Here is a 16,725-nt window from a genome sequence, read left to right on the forward strand (position 1 = left end):
CGAACCAACCCTAGGCGATCGGTTTTCACAGGGTCGGCGCGGTGAAGTAGTGGTTTCCGAGTGGGTCCACGATATGCAGGACTCCTTCCGGGAGTAATTCGGTGCGCCAGAGCTTTCGCGTTTTGAGGTTGTGGTGGAGCCGGCAGCGCGGGCCGATGTTCGTCCGGATCGTCCATCCTCCTCGTTCCGGATTCTGCCGATCGAATTCGACGATGTGGTCGAGGTCGCACCGTTCCGAAGGCACGTTGCAGCCAGGATGCAGGCAGTACGGATGTTCGGCGCGAACCTGCGCGGCAAGGGCTCTGCTCGGCGCATAGGTCAGTGCCCCCGGCGGCGGAATCGTCATGCCTCCGTGGCCGTCGGGGTGTAGGGCGTGGACGCCGCGCGGGTTGTTCTCGACGATGGCACGCCAGCGTTCGATCAACGTCCCTCCGCCCGGTCTCGATCGAGTCGCTGTATCGGGTGGCGGTACGTCGGGTCTTGGTGCGTCGGGTGCTGGTGAGACGGGTGGTGGTGTGTCGGGTGGCAGCGGGCCCGTCAGTGCCCTGCCCAGTGGCTCCCTCGTCGGGTGCTCGGACCCCGGCCGTGCGGAACCCGAACCCTCGGTGGCTGTTTCACCGGTGGCGTCGGCATTCGCATCCGAACGGTCGGGCATTGCTGCCACCGGCTCACCGTGTTCGGGAGTTTCGGCATCCGCGACGTCACCCCGAGAGGTCAGGCACGTCGAGCACCCGCACAGCAGTGTCTCGCCGCGCATCAGCGCGGTCTGTGCGTCGCCCCGTCGTTGATCGTCCGAACGTGGATCCTCGGGGTGCAAACGGGAGACTTCGGCGTCGATACGCGAAAGCTGTTCGTCGGCTTCGCCATCGGTCATCACCGTGGTGAGGCTCGACAGCCCTCGTGCCCGTCGCCGAACCCGGACGCGCTTCTCGGTTCGCGCGGCACGTGTGCGTACTGCGCGGTCCCACTCGGCATCGGTCTCGACGAGCAGTCGGTCGATCTCGCGACCCAGGGGGCCCGGTGCCATCTCTCCGGCAGCTTTGAGTACCTCGGCTTCGATGGCGACTACTGTCTCCGGACGCGCATGAAGCAGATGGTCGTGGATCGTTTTGACTCGCTCTTTGTCGAGCGATCCGTTGATGAAACTGTTCCGTACGAGGGGACGTAGCTGACGCCACATCTGAAGCTTGTTGTGAATGGCGGCGAAGGTGGACGACGTTGCCGCGGCCAGCTCGCAGATCGCCGAGCTGTAGAGATCCTTCTCGGTCACTCCTGTGTCCCACGGCGAGGCGCATGCCGTTCGGCCGCGAACGTAGTGGTCCATGAGCGCCAGTTCCGATGCGGCAGCGGCGTTTATCGTCCGGCGCGCACCGAGGACGTCGGCGAGTGCAGAGTGATCGTCCGCCATCCACGTCGACTCACGTAGCCCCATGTCACCCCCCAGCGACGAAGGGCCGAACACGTATTCGACCCGTTGCCGAGAAGTGTAGAACCGGGCACCGACAAGTTTTGGTGCCGATGCAGGACGGTGTGTCTTCGCAGTGACGAACCCGTCGAGCAGCTACGCCGCTACGCTCGTCATCACGTGCAGGGCAAGCCCGGAGGCGGCGCAATGAATACCTTTCAGAAGTCGGCAGCAGCGTTCAACAAGGTTTTTGTGGTCGTCATGAAGGCACCGGTGCTCGACAGGGTTCTCGGACGGTCGATGGGGATTCTGACCTATACCGGCCGCAAGTCCGGCAAGGAGTTCTCACTGCCGGTGGCCTTCAAGCGAACAGGCAATCACGTGAAAGTTGTCGTGGCCGTGCCGGACAAGAAGAATTGGTGGCGAAATTTCGAGAACGACGGCGGACGGGTCGATGTCGACCTCGGCGGCGTCCATCATGCCGGCCTTGCCGTGGCGACTCGCGACGATCGTGGGCGAGTAACTGTCGACATCGACTTGGAGCGCTGAGTACGTCGTAGCCGTCGGGCGCTGACGAACCCTACGATGGCGCCATGAACTTTTTGATTCGGCTCGTGATCAATGCCGTTGCAATCTGGGTTGCCAAGGAATTCGTGGATGGCATCACTGTCACCAGCTCGGGGCGCGGCGATGGGTGGGACATCGTGGTCCTGCTCGGTATCGCGGCCGTGTTGACGGTCGTCAATGCGTTCATCAAACCGCTGGTGCAGCTCATGTCGCTGCCGCTGCTGATTCTGACGCTCGGGTTGTTCACTCTTGTGATCAACGCGTTGATGCTGTTGTTGACGGGTTGGTTGTCGTCGCAGACCGGCTACGGCCTCGAGATCGTCGGGTTCGCCGCGGCGTTCTGGGGCGCGATCATCATCTCGATCGTGAACTTTCTGCTGGGCGCGTTCGTTCCCGACAAGCGCTAGGCGAAGGCCAACGCCACGCCGGTGCTCGCTCCCCAGACGAGCATCGCCAGGCCCGAATCGCGCAGTGCCGGAATCAGTTCGAATCCGTGAGCGCCCTTGCGTACCGGGGAGTTGGCACGTGCGGCGAAAGGCAGCGCGAGCAGGCCGACCAGTGCCCATGGAGTGCGGGCGATCAGTGCCACCGTCATCGCGAACGGCATCACCAGTAGCGCGAGATGCAGGTAGCGAGTGCGCATGTCACCCAATCGCACTGCCAGCGTGAGCTTTCCGGATTCGGTATCGGTGGGGATGTCGCGAAGGTTGTTGGCGACGAGTACTGCGCTGGAGAACGATCCGACTGCCACTGCAGCCAACACGCCTGCCCAATCGATCTGCTCGGCTTGTACGAACTGGGTGCCGAGTACGGCGACGAGACCGAAGAACACGAACACGGCTATCTCGCCGAAACCGCTGTATCCGTACGGCTTCGAGCCGCCGGTGTAGTACCAGGCACCGGCGATGCAGACGAGTCCGACGATGACCAGCCACCAGGCGCTGGTCGCTGCCAGAACCAATCCGGCCACGGCACCCACTGTGAAGCAACCGATGGCGGCCTTCTTGACGGCACCGGCGGACGCGGCCTTCGAGCCGACCAGTCTCAGTGGCCCGACTCGGTCGTCGTCGGTGCCCCGAATTCCGTCGGAGTAATCGTTGGCGAAGTTCACGCCCACGATCAGCGCCAACGAGACGACCAACGCCAGCAGCGCCTTCCACCACACTCCTCCGTCCAGCGACGCGGCCGCGCCAGTGCCGACGAGGACGGGGGCGATCGCATTCGGGAGTGTGCGCGGTCGCGCACCTTCGATCCATTGCGCTGTGGTGGCCATGAGCGACGATCTTTCCGTATCTGTCCGACGGGTGAGAACGCGGCCGGTCAGAACGGCAGGCGTGGCAATACCGGCAACGGGATGACGGGCATCTGGACACCGGGAATCTGTGGCAGGGGCACCGTGGGTGCGGGCGGAGGTGCCGGCGGGTAGTAGTGCGGCTGCTGGTACTGCACGTAGGGCGCGGAATTTGCGGCGGCCGGCGCCGGTGCGGTGGTTGTCAGTGGGGGAGGAGGGATGTCGGGAAGCGGTGCCGGCGTGGTCGTCGTCGTGCTGGTGCTCGACGGTCTGGTGGATTGCGATACTGATTCACCGACGCTCGACGGGGTGCTCAGCGGTTGACCCTCGTCGCTGGATCCGAGAGCCGTGAACAGTCCGATGGCGGCAATGACGCCGGCGATCGGAAGTGCGATCATGCCGAGTCGCGCCAGGGCTGGACGGTGCGAGACGAGGGGCGGCACGTGGGTGGCGTCGACGTGGGCGGCGTGTACCGCGGCACCGCCGGCGACGACGAGCTCGGGCCGGTCCGGGACGATGACCGGTAGCTGCAGGAAGCGTTCGAGGGTGGCGCGGACCAGCGGAATGTTGGACGTTCCGCCGATCGCGACGACGGCGTCGGGGTAGAACTCGGCCTCGCGGCCGAGTCGGCGCACTGTCTCGGCGGCCTGCTCGGTGGAGCGCGCGATGGACAACTCGAAGATGTGCCGCTCGAGGAGGATGTGCTCGCCGTCGGGGGTGCTGGTGGTCAGGTGCGAGGACAGCGCTTCCTTTATCCCGCGGCAGAAGGCCGTCAGCGCACTGTCCTCGTCCGGAGATTGGGGCGGACGCACTATGCCGAGTCCGAGTATGTGTTCTCGGACCACCGCGTCGAAGGAGGCACCGCTCATGGCGGTGGTCCGCGCGGAACCGTAGGAGCGGCCGGATTCGACGTCCACGATGTCGACGTCGACACCGGTCTCGCCCGCGTCGAACAGCGCGATGGTCCGGTGGTGGGAGGGGAGCCCTGGGCGCAGGTACTCCATGGCCGCGCCGGTCTTGTCGATGAGGTGGACGTCGGAGACGTACTCCTCGGCCAGTGAGTCGGCGATCTGGGTGCGTTCCTCGGAGGTGCGATAGGCGACGCCGAGAGATTGGGGCGCGTCCGGACTGTCGACGATGCCGCGGACGACGCGCGCGACGTCGGATGCCGTGGGGGAGAACTGCCAGTCGTCGAACGGGGTGCCGTCGGTCCATGCACCGTCTTCGGTGGTCCGCGCCGTGCGAATGCCGCACGTGCCCAGGGACACACCCACTGACGAACGCATCGCTTCTCCGGCCTCTCCATTTCGATGACGGTGTTCTGGTCTGAAGAACTCGCCCTCATGACAGGCGACGTGGACACTGTACCGTCTCGCGGTTTGGTTAGAGGCTGGAAACAATCCGATGGTCAGCTCTATGGAGTTGCATCATCGATCTACGATCTGGTTGCCGTCGCGCTTGCGTCCGCTGTTCGGCCAGTTCAGAGCGGGAGTGAGGTCTCCGTGAGGCCGACGCCGCCCGTGCCGCGCAGCTTTCGGAACCATTCGGTACCAAAGGTGGAGGCGAGGTCCTCGACGGACATCTGCAGAAACGGTCCGAAGTCACCGACCTGTGTTTCGTGGGCCTCCATTGCACCCCGCTTCGCGTCCATGACGCTGGAGACGTCGACCACCGTCGTGATCTCGGTTTCCGGCAGACCGAACGTGTCCATGTCCGGCGGTGATGCCTCCTCGCCCCAGTGCGGATTGGCCTCCATCAGTCGGCGCATGTGGTCGCGGTTGGTGGTGGTTTCGTAGACGAATCGAGTGTCGGCGATCTCGGTGGCGCGCTTGCCGACGACGTGAACCTGGATGTGGTCGGGGTGCCCGTAACCACCGTTCGGGTCGTAGATCGTCACGACGTCCGCCTGCTCTTCGAGCAGTACCTCGGCCAATCGCTGTGCTGCGGTGTCGACGTCGACGTTGCAGAAGGCTTCCGGGTTCGCATTCTCCGGAGTACCGGCCATTCCGGAGTCGGCGTAGTGCAGCCGCACGACGCGGGAGACTCCGAGAACGGCTGCCGAACGATCCAGCTCGACGCGTCTGCGCTCGGCCAGTGTCTCACCGGCGGTGAGGATGCCGTCTGGAAACTCACCGAGGGCACCGTCGGTCGCGGTGACCAGGACGACGCGGTGGCCGGCATCGGCGGCGAGCCGCATGACTCCGCCGGTGCCGAATACTTCGTCGTCGGGATGTGCGTGGAAGCAGACCAGAACACTCATGCGGTGAATGCTTGCATGTCGAAGAGGGTGCAGCCCAGTCGGCGCGCAAATACGATCTGCGGATGACCACACAGCGGTCGGCCGCGATTCGTTCGTATTGGCAGGACTCACGAGCGGATCGGTACTGCCGCGCACTGCATCCCGTCGGGATCCTCTTCGCTCTGGTGTTCTTCGCGCTGTCCATGACTCCGTCGCTGCTGCCCAGGGTCTGGTATCTGCAGGCGGTCGCCACCGGAATCAGCGTCGCGATCGGATACGGCGTGGGTTGCCTGATCGCGTGGGTGGTGCGGATCTGTGGAGTGTCACCCGACTGGTCGGAGCAGTGGCGTCGACGCGGGTGGTGGGCGCTGGCCGTGGCCGCGGTGGTGGTGATTCCACTGTTCCTGATCCTGGGATCGTGGTGGCAGCAGATCGTCCGCAAGCTCGTCGGTGTGGAGGATCCCGGGAGGCCGCTGTACATCGCGGTGCTGGTGGTCTCGCTGGTGGTTGCCGTGGGAGTGCTCGCCTTGGGTCGTCTGCTACGGCGAGCCACCCGTGCGTTGACGCGATGGGGCAAGCAGTACGTGCCGAGGCCGGTCGCGAGGATCGCGAGCGTGATCGTCGTAGCCCTGCTGGTGGTGTTCGCCGTCAACGGCGCGCTGATTCGCGGCATCGTGGCGGTCGCGGAGAGATCGGCCTCCACTGCGGACCGCGGCAACCACGAGGGCGTCGAGAAGCCCACCGCGGCCGAACTGTCGGGTTCGGACGCCTCGAACGAGGAGTGGGATTCCCTGGGGCAGGAGGGTCGACGCTTCGTCGTGTCCGGGGTATCGCCGGACGAGATCAGTGAGTTCACCGGAAGGCCTGCGGTGCAACCGATCCGTGCCTACGCGGGCGTGGAGTCCGCGGACACCGTCGAAGGCGTCGCCCAGCGGGTGGTGGCAGAGCTCGAACGTACCGGCGCATTTTCTCGCGCTGTGCTCGGTGTCGCGACGACCACCGGGCGCGGGTGGGTGAACGAGAACGTCGCTCGCCCTCTGGAATACCTGTACGACGGTAACTCGGCGATCGCGTCGATGCAGTACTCGTTCCTGCCGAGCCCGATGGCATTTCTCGCCGATCGCCAGACTCCCCAGGATGCCGGACGGGCCCTCTTCGAGGCGGTGTACGAGGTGTGGAGCGAACTCCCCGAGGATTCGCGACCGAAGCTGGTGTTGTTCGGCGAGAGCCTCGGTGCCTACGGCGGACAGGATGCGTTCAGCGGCGCGCAGGACATGATCGCGCGCATCGACGGTGCCCTGTGGGTCGGCAACCCGAACTTCACCCCGCAGTGGGCCCGCATCACCGGTGGGCGCGACGCCGAATCCCGCGAGATCCTGCCTGTCATCGACGGCGGCGAGCACGTTCGTTTCGCCAGCTCGTCCGGTGACCTCGACATCGGCGGGCAATGGGAAGAGCCCCGAATCGTGTACTGGCAGCATGCATCCGACCCCATCGTGTGGTGGTCGCCGGATCTGATCCTGAACCGGCCCGACTGGCTACGCGAACCCCGCGGCGCGGACGTCGACCCAGGAGTGCAGTGGTTCCCGTTCGTGACCTTCTGGCAGTTGACGTTCGATCAGGTCTTCTCCACGAACGTCGACGACGGCCACGGCCACAGCTACGGAGCCGACGCGGTGCACATGTGGGCTGACATCCTCGAGCCTGCCAACTGGTCCGACGCGGACGTCGAGCGGTTGTACGAGAAATTGGCGGGCTGAGGCGTCGGCTGCTCGGTCGTTCGCCCACCCACCACCGGCGCAAATGCGCGCGCGTTTGCCGAACGCGCGCAGGTTCGCTACCTGCTGGCCGACGACTTCGCGTGCACCTGACGAACGCGCGCGCGTTCGTGCGTGAGGTGGGTGGGCGTGAGGTATTCGTGCGTGAGGCGTTCGTGCGTGAGACAGTGCAGCAATGCCGCCTGCCTCTGCCGGTCGACCCAGCGCTGACAAAGATCTGTCGACAGTTCTCGCGCTGGAACGAGAGCTGCAGACTGCGGAGTGTCGACGCGATCGCGAGAGGCTTGCCCTCCTGCTCGCCGACGACTTCACCGAAGTCGGAGCCTCGGGAACGGTGTGGGACAAGTCGTCGATACTCGACTTGCTCGGCAGCGAAAGCTCCGTCGAGATCGAGGTGATCGAACCGATCGGGCGGGTGATCGGTGCAGATTGTGTTCTGCTGCAATGGGTTTCGAGAACATCCGATGCGCGAGCTCGCAGAACCTCGCTGTGGCGACGCACGAACACCGGTTGGGAATTGGTGCACCATCAAGGCACGCCGCTCGAGTGACCATTCCTGCGCAAACGCGCGCGCGTCTGCTGAACGCGCGCAGTGTCGCCACCTGTCCGCTGACCAGTCCGCGCGCACCTGACAAACGCGCGCGCTTTTGCGGTCAACCCGGAACCGCTGCGCAAGATCCGAACCGCTGCGCTCAACCCGGAACCGCTGCGCACGATCCGAACCGCTGCGCACGATCCGGACCGCTGCGCTCAACCCGGAACCGCAGTGCTCAACTCGAGACCGCTGCGCTCGGGCGAAATCCCCAGTCGCTCAGCGTTTTTCGAGCACCGTTCGCAGTTTCGCCCGATTCAGTTTTCCCGGCCCTCGTGTCGGCAGTGAGTCGAGGAGGAACAATTCTCGGGGTGCCGCGGTGATGTCCAGTGAAGCGGCGACATGGGAGCGCAAGTCCGCCAATGTCACCGGGGCGCGGGCCACTACCGCGACCACCACTTTCTGGCCCAGGCGCTCGTCGGGCAGTCCCACGACGGCGCATTCGAGCACCGCGGGGTGGGTGGCCAGCGCAGCCTCGACGACCTGCGGCACGACGGTCAATCCTCCGGTCGAGATTGCCTCGTCGAGTCGCCCCGAGATGCTCAGAACGCCGTCGACGATGGTTCCGGCGTCGTCGGTGCGGAACCATCCCGGTTCGGCGAAGGCCGGGTGGTCGGGCAGTCCGCGGTATCCCGAGGCCAAGGTTTTTCCACCCAACACGACCCTGCCGTCGTCGATGCGAACCACCGTGTTGCGCAGTGCAACTCCGTCGTACACGCAGCCGCCGGCCGTTTCGCTCATTCCGTAGGTCCGCACCGATCGGATTCCCGCGTCGTGTGCCTTCTGTCGCAACGGAATCGGTGTTGCCGCCCCGCCCAACAACACAGCATCGAGCGAGGCCAACGCAGCCACAGCCTCGGGGATCTCGAATGCCTTCACCAACTGCCCTGGAACCAGCGACGTGTAGCGCAGGGGCCCCGACATCCGGCCGATCGCGTCGATCAGAGCGGTGGGATCGAAACCTCTCGACACGTCCATGATGACGGGCGAGGTTCCGGCGAGCACACTGCGCAGCAGCACCTGCATTCCGGCGATGTGGTGTGCGGGCAACGCCAGCAGCCACGACCCCGGTCCGCCGAGTCGCTCCTCGGTGGCCGTTGCCGACGCCACCAGCGCAGCGGCCGACAGCATCGCTCCCTTGGGAATGCCCGTCGTTCCGGAGGTCGCGACGACCAGCGCGACGCCGTCGTCGATGGGTGTTCCCGGTGCCAAGGCGTCGTGCAGGCGCTCGGTCTCACGCGGATCGTCGGTCGGCACGGGAAGCAGGGCAGGGCCGTCGCCGGCGAGCATGCGGCTCAGCCGCGGCATGATGTTCGCCGCTGCCGGTCCCGACGGAATGGATACGCTCTCGAGCACGGACTCGAGGCTAGTCGCCGGGCTCGAACCAGGACGGGCGCACCTGTCGGCCCGGCGGTTGTCACCCGACGTCGAGTTGCTGTGGAACAGTGGAACATCGTGAAGGGATCGGGCATGGACGACGCGGTGTGGGCAGCTCTGTCGTACTTCGATTCCGTCGATCCCGCGCTCGCCGCCGATGCGCGCCTGGGGTGGGACGGTCTGGTCGAGGTGTCTCCGCCCGCGGGCCCGACGCAACATTCCGTGCAGACCTACCTGTGGGTGTATCTGCGCCACGCGGCCGAGGGGCCCGATCGTGCGGTCGACATCGCCCGTGCGCTCGGCGACCTACTCGACCGCCTCGGACGCGTCGGATACGCGGAGATCGCTCGGAGCACCGTCACCGAGGAGCTCGTGCGAATCTCCGACGATGCCGTGTGGTTGCAGCACTACCGCGCCGCCACCGAACAATCGGGTATCGGTGCCGTCGATACCGATCTCGTCACCTGGCAGGACGCTCCGACCGGCGTCGAGCGGGCCATCGTCGAGAAGATCGGCGAGACGTTGGAAGTCGCGACCATCGCCGGTGAGTTCGAGCCGTCCAAGCCCGGTGGGCGACCGCTCGGCACCAACGCGCAGGCCATGCGCCGACGCGGCGTCACCGATGCTGTGCTGACGTCCGATCGAGGTAAGGACGACTCCGAGGCCGTCCTGCTCGAGCAGCTTCTCGACCACCGGATCGACCTGTGGAGCAACTACAGCGCACCGAGGGCCGAGCTGTATCTGGGGCTGCGCGAGACGCTGCACGAGGCCGCCCAGCCCGTGTACGGCTGCGTGCGCAGGCTGGAGAGCTTCATCGGATGCATCGGCGACGGCGTCGGATTGACCGACGCCGGGTATCTGCCGGACGAGCTGGTGGCGACCATTGCGACCACGGTGTTTCCTCCGGCCGAACGTCCCCTGCACATCGGCCGCGAACTCGACACGGAGAAAGTACTGACTGTCCGACGCCTCCTGATGAGGGTGCGTCTGCTGCGTCGTTCCGCCGGGCGGTTGGTACCGACGGCACGTACACGGCAGCTCAGCTCCGACGGGCTCTGGCGCGTGCTCACCGCAGGCATCGTCGGCACCGAATATCACCCGGACACGATTGCCGCCGAGGTGGTTCTGGCACGGATGATCGTCGGTCACGAGGTGACCGACGTGGACGCGACAGCAGACGACCTCGCGCGTCTGCTGCGCGCCGAAGGGTGGACCCATTCCGGTGAGGAGCCCGCTGCCGAGCACGCCGAGCCGCTGGCGCGGACCCTGATTGCCGAACTGGGTGCCCTCGGGGCGTTCGAGCCGACGGAACCGGGCGCGTCGGGACCGGGTGTTTCGGGACCGGAGCCGTCCGGTTCGGTGGCGACCGAGGAAGGCAAGCGACTCGCCGCAGCGGTGCTGCGGCATCGGCTGCTGCACACGCGCTATCCGTCGTTGTGACCGCTCCAGGTTGGGCTATCGGTCGAAACTGCAGATCCGGCACGGTTAAACTCGCCTGGATCCGGTTCCAGAACGGGCCCGGCTGGTCGTTGCGAGGTGATGCCGGTGGACGGTGAGGTCGCGGACCCCGCGCGCTCCCAGTCTCGCCGGCAGAGCGACTCCGCCCGTCGCTACCTCGATTTCGAGGCGACGACGCCTGCTCTGCGATCGACGGTCGAATTCGCCGCACGCAGCGTCGGATTCGCCATCGCACAGCTCAACGTGCTCGACGAAGACACTCAGTACACGCTGGTCAACATCGGTGGACCGCCGGTGTCCACCGTCGTGCGAGCCGACACCCTGTGCGACGACGTGGTGCGTTCCGGCGAACCTTCAGTCGTGGCGCACGGTCGCGTGCACGCCACCACTCGGCAGCGCGCCATTCTCGACGAGAACGGCATCGCGTCGTACGCGTCGGTTCCGCTGCGCGGGCGAGAGGGCCTGGTCATCGGCACCCTCTGCCTGCTCGATCGCACGCCCCGTCCGCTCTCCGGTGAGCAGATGCAGGAACTCGAACAGTTCGCGTCGGTGCTCGAGGAGCAGCTCGATCTGCATCGCCGCGTCGGATCCGGCGTCATCCGGCTGGGCAGCGACAACGACATCGCCGACTCCATCGCCGACGGTCACATCGTGCCCTGGTTCCAATCGATCGTGGACTTGCGCACCGAGGAGATCGTCGGCTTCGAGGCATTGGCGCGGTGGCACCACCCCACCAGGGGGATGGTGGTGCCGGCGGATTTCGTACCGTTCGCCGAGGCCAGCGAACTGATCATCGACGTCGACCTCAGCGTGCTCACTCAGGCCGCTGCCGAAATGAAGAAGTGGCACGTCCATCGTCCGGACCTGCGACTGACCGTCAACATTTCCGGACGCCACCTCGCCCATCCCGACGGCGTCAGTCAGCTGCAGCGTGCCATCGCGTCCTCCGGGGTGTCGCCGTCGTCGATCTCGCTCGAGCTCACCGAGACCACTGCCGTGACGCCGGGGCCGCTGCTGCGCAGGCATATCGACGACGTGCACCGGCTCGGCTTCCGGGTGTTGCTCGACGATTTCGGCTCGGGCTGGTCTTCGCTCGAACGACTGGTGACGCTGCAGCCCGACGGCATCAAGATAGACGGGCACCTGACGAGGTTCGTCGACACCGTGGCCGGACGCGCCATGATCAGGTCGTTGGCCGGAGTGGCGAAGGATCTCGATCTGACGATGATCGTCGAAGGCATCGAAAGTCGCGAACAAGCCGACGCGGCCCTCGAACTCGGTTGCACGTTGGCGCAGGGATATCTGTGGTCGCGGCCGCAGTCGGCAACGGCAGTGCTTCGCACGATCGCCGACGGCGTGAAAGACCGCTAGCGGTTGTCCTTACGCAACGGGTGATCCTGTGGAATCTGCACCAGCACGATGGGAATCCCGTCCGGATCCTCGATCCACATCTCGACCAGACCCCACGGCTCGGTTCGCGCCTCACGGACGATCTCGATGCCGCCTGCGGTCAATTCCTCTGTAGCAGAACCGATATCGCGTACCTGCAGCCACAGGGCACCGGAGAACGACCCCGATTCGTCACCGCGATGGTGCGCTGCGACCTCGATCAGTCCTTGCCCCGCGAAGAACACCGTCCCACCGGGGTATTCGCGACACACCGCCAACGAGAGACCGTCACGGTAGAACTCGAGAGTCCTCTCGTAGTCGACCGGCCGAAGAATTGTCCGAGAAGCGAGGATGTCCACCCCGCATGGATACCACGGTCACCCGAGGTGGTTCCGCAGGCTCGACTCTCACAGTTCGGTCGTCGCGATTCGGTTACCGCCGGCAGCCTTCGCCTCGTACATCATCGAATCCGCCATCCGCGTTGCCCGTGTCACGACGTCGATGTTCTGATCCCACACCGGTGAACCCGCGTGCACGATCGCAGCCCCCACACTGACCGTCACCGCGATGGGATCCTCGGGATCGCGAAGCGCTCGGCGTACTCCGTGGACCAGTGCATCGATGTGCAGTCGTGACGTCGACACGACGGCGAGATACTCCTCGCCGCCGGTGCGCGCGATCACGCCGTAGTCGCCCAGGTGTGCTCGCAGGCGCTCGGCGACCCGCACGATGACCGCGTCGCCTTCCTCGTGCCCGTACATGTCGTTGACGGATTTGAAGCGGTCGATGTCGATCATCACCGCCGCGGAGCACTGATCCTTCTCTCGGCCCAGTGGCCACACCTCGTCGATGGCCGCGTCGAGACCACGACGATTGCGCAGACCGGTGAGCGGATCGAGCAACGAATTGCGGGCATCGTCGGTCAACATGGTGATGAGCAGATGCGACACCAGCGGAACGCCTGCGATCGCGAGCAGTACGACGTGCGTCCGGAAGATCAGTGAGGCGGTGTCGATCTCCCCACCGGAGTGCGTGGCCGCCGCGGCGACGAGGGTGCACGCCACCGCGAACACCAGGTGCGCGAGCAGCCAGCGTGGACTGAGGCAGAACGTGCAGAACGTCCCGATCACCGCGAACAGCGTGCAGGTCAGGAGCGCGTCCGCGAGTGGGTTGATCGCTATCGCCGACGCCGTTCCGAGGTCGGCGAAGACTGCGAACGCCACCACCCCGACTCGGCCGGGAAACGGTCTGGTGATCCACGCCGCGCTGACGGCCACGACCATGACCACCAGACATACTTTCCAGGTGACGGCGACCGGGCTGCGTGAAGTGTCCTCCGAGAACAGTGACACCGCCGCCAGCACGCCGAAGTTGAGCGTCAGGAATGCCATCACCCACCGGACGATCTTTCCGGCGGGCCGGGAGTTCTGGAAGTCCGCCATCCAGCGGTAGTCGTAGGGCTGGGTGAACCAGGCGCGTAGAGCGCCCACAGCACTGTGGTGGTTTCGGCGGTGCGACGTCGAAATCACCAGTGGGTCAGAAGTATCGGGGGAAAGGAGACCAGTCGGGCTCGCGCTTTTCCAGGAAGGAGTCGCGCCCTTCCACTGCCTCGTCGGTCATGTAGGCCAGGCGGGTCGCTTCACCGGCGAACAGTTGCTGACCCACCAGGCCGTCGTCCTGCAAATTGAAGGCGTACTTCAGCATTCGTTGTGCCTGAGGTGATTTCGCGTTGATCTTCGCAGCCCACTCGATTGCCGTGTTCTCTAGCTCTGCGTGATCGACCACCTTGTTCACTGCGCCCATACGGTGCATCTCCTCGGCCGAGTACGTCTCGCCGAGAAAGAATATCTCCCGGGCGAACTTCTGACCGACCATCTTGGCCAAATACGCACTGCCGTAACCACCGTCGAAGCTGCCGACGTCCGCGTCGGTCTGCTTGAACCGGGCATGCTCGCGGCTCGCGAGGGTCAGATCGCACACCACGTGCAGGCTGTGGCCGCCGCCCGCTGCCCAGCCGTTGACCAAGCAGATGACCACCTTGGGCATGAAGCGGATGAGGCGCTGCACCTCGAGGATGTGCAGGCGCCCGGCGCGGGCCTTGTCGACGGTGTCGGCGGTCTCTCCGTCTGCGTACTGGTAGCCGCTGCGTCCGCGAATGCGCTGGTCACCGCCGGAGCAGAAGGCCCATCCGCCGTCCTTGCTGCTCGGCCCGTTGCCGGTGAGTAGAACGGTCCCCACATCGGAGCTCACCCGAGCATGTTCGAGCGCTCGGTAGAGCTCGTCGACGGTGTGCGGCCGAAACGCGTTGCGAATCTCGGGACGATCGAACGCGACCCGGACGGTCGCGTCGGACACGTGCCGGTGATACGTGATGTCGGTCAGGTCCTCGAAGCCGGGAACGGGACGCCACAGTGCTGGGGTGAAGGTCACGGGCGTCAGCTTAGTGCGGGCCGACGCCGGATCAGGGCTGGGTCCGTGCCGACCGGTCGGTGCAGCTAGCGTGCAGTCATGACCGACCCGATCGAACTGGACCGCGATTACGACCACCACGGAGGCTTCCCGCGTTTCGTGCCTGCGAAGGTGGGCCCGGAGTACGGGCAGCTGCTCGAAGCGCTGCGCACGGTGCAGGACCTCGCGGTATCGACCTCGTTGCCGGCCGAGGTCACCCAGGCGGCGGCAGACAAAGCCCGTGAACTGATCGAGCTGCTGACCCCGCACGTGGTGGCCGAGGGCCGCCAGACCGCCGGGCGCGTTCCGCGTCTGCCGGGTCGAGGCTCGCTGCTGTTGATGCCGTGGATCATCGAGAAGATCGACGCCGACGGCGTCCGCAGTCGGGGCATGTTCCGTCGTTTCCATCTCGGGGGAAACTCCGCAGCGCACGGCGGCACCCTGCCGCTGCTGTTCGACGACCTCTTCGGCCTCATCCAGCACGCCTACGGCAGGCCCATCAGCCGGACGGCGTATCTGCACATCAATTACCGCAAGGTGACGCCGCTCGATACCGAGCTGGTCGTCGAGGGTGCGGTGGATCGGGTCGAGGGACGCAAGACGTTCATCAACGCTCGGCTGACCGATCTGGACGGCAACCTGCTGGCCGACTGCGAGGCGTTGATGGTGCAGTTGCTCCCGGGGCAGCAATGATTCCCCCGATCGGCGATGTGCTCGACGGTGCACACGTGCTCTCGCTGCCGATGCGCACCAAGTTCCGTGGCATCACCATCCGTGAGGTGATGTTGATGCGCGGGCCCGCCGGTTGGGGTGAATTCTCACCGTTTCCCGAGTACGACGACGCGGAATCGGCCCCGTGGTTGGCGTCGGCGATCGAAGCCGCGTGGGACGGCCCGCCGAGTCCGCTGCGCCGACGCATCCCGGTGAACGCAACGGTCCCGGCGGTAGCGGCTTCGGACGTGGCATCGGTGCTGAGCCGGTTCCCCGGGGCCGAGACAGCGAAGGTCAAGGTGGCCGAGAAGGGGCAGACCCTCGCCGACGACGTCGCCCGGGTGCGCGCGGTGCGCGAGTTGGTTCCGCGGGTACGGGTCGACGCCAACGGGGGTTGGAGCGTCGACGAGGCGGTTGCGGCTCTCGCCGCCCTGACCGCCGACGGTCCACTCGAGTACGCCGAGCAACCTTGCGCGTCGGTGCCGGAGTTGGTCGAAGTGAGGCGTCGGGTGCGCGGGGTGCGGATCGCTGCCGACGAGAGCATTCGCCGGGCCGAGGATCCGATGAAGGTCGTCCGCGCAGGCGGAGCCGACGTCGCGGTGCTCAAGGTCGCTCCGCTCGGTGGAATGCGGGCGCTGCTCGAGCTCGCAGGCGAACTGGGGGAGTACGGCGTGCCGGTGGTGGTGTCGAGTGCGCTCGATTCGGCCGTCGGTATCTCGGCCGGTTTGGCCGCAGCTGCTGCGCTGCCACATCTCGAATTCGCCTGCGGTCTGGGGACGGGCGCACTGTTCGTTCGAGACGTCGCAGCCGCACCCGAGGTGATCGACGGAACGTATCCGGTCGGCAGCCTCGAACCCGACGCCGAGGCCCTGATCGAGCTCGATGCGGACGCTGATCGCACGCAGTGGTGGATCGATCGAGTTCGGCGCTGCCACGCGCTTCTGCGGTAGTCTTGCGCCCGGTCCGCGTGGGGCCGCTGACACATCTGGGAGGAACTTCGAAGTGGTTGCTGCACTCAAGGATTCACTGCTCGACGAGTCCAAGGCCGACGCGCTGCGCGCCGATGTCCTGGCTCTGATCGACGCCGAGGTCGCAGACAAGAAGGGTGCGAGCGGGCTCGCGGTCAAGGGGGGATACGGCGCGGTGAAGAAGGTCGGGCCGTCGTACATCGACAACGCGGTCTCGGCTCTGTGGCCCGATTTCGTCGACAAGCTCGACCCGTTCTGGCAGTCTTACAACGCTGCCCCGCAGGGCACGTTCGGTCAGTACCTGGCCGCCAACGGCGACGCCGCATCCGACGCACTGCTCTCGGTCACCGATGCCCGCATCGAGGAAACCGACAAGTCCGTCGTGAAGAAGTTCTACGGCAGCCTGCGTGGCTCGGCGAAGAAGAACGTCACCGAGGCACTGCCTCGGGTGGGTAACCTGGTCGCCAAGCACGCCTGAGCGGCTTCGCCGCATGTGAGTGGA

At 65.8% G+C, this 16,725-nt stretch carries 17 protein-coding genes; 9 read left to right on the top strand and 8 right to left on the bottom strand.

What is annotated here, in order from left to right:
* Positions 1-25: 25 nt before the first annotated feature.
* Positions 26-1,432, bottom strand: coding sequence for an HNH endonuclease signature motif containing protein (locus CH291_RS15245; RefSeq protein ID WP_143545929.1), 1,407 nt, complete (start codon positions 1,430-1,432; stop codon positions 26-28).
* 180 nt (positions 1,433-1,612) lie between these two features.
* On the opposite strand from CH291_RS15245, the gene CH291_RS15250 reads away from it, so the two are divergent.
* Both CH291_RS15250 and CH291_RS15255 read left to right on the top strand, forming a co-directional pair.
* Positions 1,613-1,954 (top strand): nitroreductase/quinone reductase family protein, encoded by a 342-nt coding sequence (locus CH291_RS15250; RefSeq protein ID WP_094670939.1) that lies wholly within the window; start codon positions 1,613-1,615, stop codon positions 1,952-1,954.
* A 44-nt stretch (positions 1,955-1,998) separates the two neighbouring features.
* A complete protein-coding gene (locus CH291_RS15255; protein WP_037187032.1) occupies positions 1,999-2,379 on the top strand; it encodes a phage holin family protein in 381 nt (126 codons plus the stop codon).
* Here the strand turns inward: CH291_RS15255 and CH291_RS15260 are convergent.
* The 3 genes from CH291_RS15260 to CH291_RS15270 form a co-directional block, all read right to left on the bottom strand.
* Complete coding sequence (locus CH291_RS15260; RefSeq protein ID WP_094687930.1) at positions 2,376-3,245, bottom strand: 1,4-dihydroxy-2-naphthoate polyprenyltransferase; 870 nt, start codon at positions 3,243-3,245, stop codon at positions 2,376-2,378. The genes CH291_RS15255 and CH291_RS15260 overlap by 4 nt on opposite strands.
* 47 nt (positions 3,246-3,292) lie before the next feature.
* The gene (locus CH291_RS15265) at positions 3,293-4,549 is read right to left on the bottom strand and encodes an Hsp70 family protein (RefSeq protein ID WP_143545930.1); all 1,257 of its coding nucleotides are present in this window, start codon (positions 4,547-4,549) and stop codon (positions 3,293-3,295) included.
* A gap of 194 nt (positions 4,550-4,743) precedes the next feature.
* Entirely contained in the window at positions 4,744-5,523 is a 780-nt protein-coding gene (locus CH291_RS15270) for a PIG-L family deacetylase (RefSeq protein ID WP_094687932.1), read from the bottom strand.
* Between the two features lie 62 nt (positions 5,524-5,585).
* On the opposite strand from CH291_RS15270, the gene CH291_RS15275 reads away from it, so the two are divergent.
* Positions 5,586-7,262, top strand: coding sequence for an alpha/beta hydrolase (locus CH291_RS15275; RefSeq protein WP_179276552.1), 1,677 nt, complete (start codon positions 5,586-5,588; stop codon positions 7,260-7,262).
* A 193-nt stretch (positions 7,263-7,455) separates the two neighbouring features.
* Positions 7,456-7,830, top strand: coding sequence for a nuclear transport factor 2 family protein (locus CH291_RS15280; protein WP_094687933.1), 375 nt, complete (start codon positions 7,456-7,458; stop codon positions 7,828-7,830).
* Positions 7,831-8,091: 261 nt separating this feature from the next.
* Here the strand turns inward: CH291_RS15280 and menE are convergent, their stop codons facing one another.
* The gene (gene menE / locus CH291_RS15285) at positions 8,092-9,180 is read right to left on the bottom strand and encodes an o-succinylbenzoate--CoA ligase (RefSeq protein ID WP_218829035.1); all 1,089 of its coding nucleotides are present in this window, start codon (positions 9,178-9,180) and stop codon (positions 8,092-8,094) included.
* 147 nt (positions 9,181-9,327) lie between these two features.
* Here menE and CH291_RS15290 point away from each other — a divergent pair, with 147 nt between their 5' ends.
* Together CH291_RS15290 and CH291_RS15295 are read left to right on the top strand one after the other, a co-directional pair.
* Positions 9,328-10,689 carry a hypothetical protein gene (locus CH291_RS15290; RefSeq protein ID WP_094688090.1) on the top strand — a complete coding sequence of 454 codons (1,362 nt, stop codon included), beginning with the start codon at positions 9,328-9,330 and terminating at the stop codon, positions 10,687-10,689.
* 105 nt (positions 10,690-10,794) lie between these two features.
* Positions 10,795-12,078, top strand: coding sequence for a sensor domain-containing phosphodiesterase (locus CH291_RS15295; protein WP_256980858.1), 1,284 nt, complete (start codon positions 10,795-10,797; stop codon positions 12,076-12,078).
* Here the strand turns inward: CH291_RS15295 and CH291_RS15300 are convergent.
* Genes CH291_RS15300 through CH291_RS15310 form a run of 3 tightly spaced genes read right to left on the bottom strand, consistent with a single transcriptional unit; the run spans position 12,075 to position 14,526 of the window.
* Entirely contained in the window at positions 12,075-12,455 is a 381-nt protein-coding gene (locus CH291_RS15300) for a VOC family protein (protein ID WP_094641095.1), read from the bottom strand. The genes CH291_RS15295 and CH291_RS15300 overlap by 4 nt on opposite strands.
* A 48-nt stretch (positions 12,456-12,503) precedes the next feature.
* On the bottom strand, positions 12,504-13,586 hold the full coding sequence (locus CH291_RS15305; protein WP_256980859.1) for a GGDEF domain-containing protein: 1,083 nt from the start codon (positions 13,584-13,586) through the stop codon (positions 12,504-12,506).
* Positions 13,587-13,632: 46 nt separating this feature from the next.
* Complete coding sequence (locus CH291_RS15310) at positions 13,633-14,526, bottom strand: 1,4-dihydroxy-2-naphthoyl-CoA synthase (RefSeq protein ID WP_094687936.1); 894 nt, start codon at positions 14,524-14,526, stop codon at positions 13,633-13,635.
* 78 nt (positions 14,527-14,604) lie between these two features.
* Here CH291_RS15310 and CH291_RS15315 point away from each other — a divergent pair, with 78 nt between their 5' ends.
* From CH291_RS15315 to CH291_RS15325, 3 genes are read left to right on the top strand one after another with little or no spacing between them, the layout of a single operon-like run.
* Positions 14,605-15,237: a PaaI family thioesterase gene (locus CH291_RS15315; RefSeq protein ID WP_068046293.1), complete on the top strand. Its 633-nt coding sequence runs from the start codon at positions 14,605-14,607 to the stop codon at positions 15,235-15,237.
* A complete protein-coding gene (locus CH291_RS15320; protein WP_094687937.1) occupies positions 15,234-16,205 on the top strand; it encodes an o-succinylbenzoate synthase in 972 nt (323 codons plus the stop codon). The genes CH291_RS15315 and CH291_RS15320 overlap by 4 nt, the downstream gene beginning before the upstream one ends.
* A gap of 52 nt (positions 16,206-16,257) precedes the next feature.
* Positions 16,258-16,701 (top strand): DUF6918 family protein, encoded by a 444-nt coding sequence (locus CH291_RS15325; RefSeq protein ID WP_094687938.1) that lies wholly within the window; start codon positions 16,258-16,260, stop codon positions 16,699-16,701.
* Positions 16,702-16,725 lie beyond the last annotated feature (24 nt).

It is taken from the genome of Rhodococcus sp. 14-1411-2a (assembly GCF_002259485.1).
Taxonomy (GTDB): domain Bacteria; phylum Actinomycetota; class Actinomycetes; order Mycobacteriales; family Mycobacteriaceae; genus Rhodococcoides.

Bases quoted from the DNA above. Each gene is read 5' to 3' on its own strand.
- CH291_RS15245 (WP_143545929.1), bottom strand. From the start codon at position 1,432: ATGGGGCTACGTGAGTCGACGTGGATGGCGGACGATCACTCTGCACTC.
- CH291_RS15250 (WP_094670939.1), top strand. From the start codon at position 1,613: ATGAATACCTTTCAGAAGTCGGCAGCAGCGTTCAACAAGGTTTTTGTG.
- CH291_RS15255 (WP_037187032.1), top strand. From the start codon at position 1,999: ATGAACTTTTTGATTCGGCTCGTGATCAATGCCGTTGCAATCTGGGTT.
- CH291_RS15260 (WP_094687930.1), bottom strand. From the start codon at position 3,245: ATGGCCACCACAGCGCAATGGATCGAAGGTGCGCGACCGCGCACACTC.
- CH291_RS15265 (WP_143545930.1), bottom strand. From the start codon at position 4,549: ATGCGTTCGTCAGTGGGTGTGTCCCTGGGCACGTGCGGCATTCGCACG.
- CH291_RS15270 (WP_094687932.1), bottom strand. From the start codon at position 5,523: ATGAGTGTTCTGGTCTGCTTCCACGCACATCCCGACGACGAAGTATTC.
- CH291_RS15275 (WP_179276552.1), top strand. From the start codon at position 5,586: ATGACCACACAGCGGTCGGCCGCGATTCGTTCGTATTGGCAGGACTCA.
- CH291_RS15280 (WP_094687933.1), top strand. From the start codon at position 7,456: ATGCCGCCTGCCTCTGCCGGTCGACCCAGCGCTGACAAAGATCTGTCG.
- menE (WP_218829035.1), bottom strand. From the start codon at position 9,180: ATGCCGCGGCTGAGCCGCATGCTCGCCGGCGACGGCCCTGCCCTGCTT.
- CH291_RS15315 (WP_068046293.1), top strand. From the start codon at position 14,605: ATGACCGACCCGATCGAACTGGACCGCGATTACGACCACCACGGAGGC.
- CH291_RS15320 (WP_094687937.1), top strand. From the start codon at position 15,234: ATGATTCCCCCGATCGGCGATGTGCTCGACGGTGCACACGTGCTCTCG.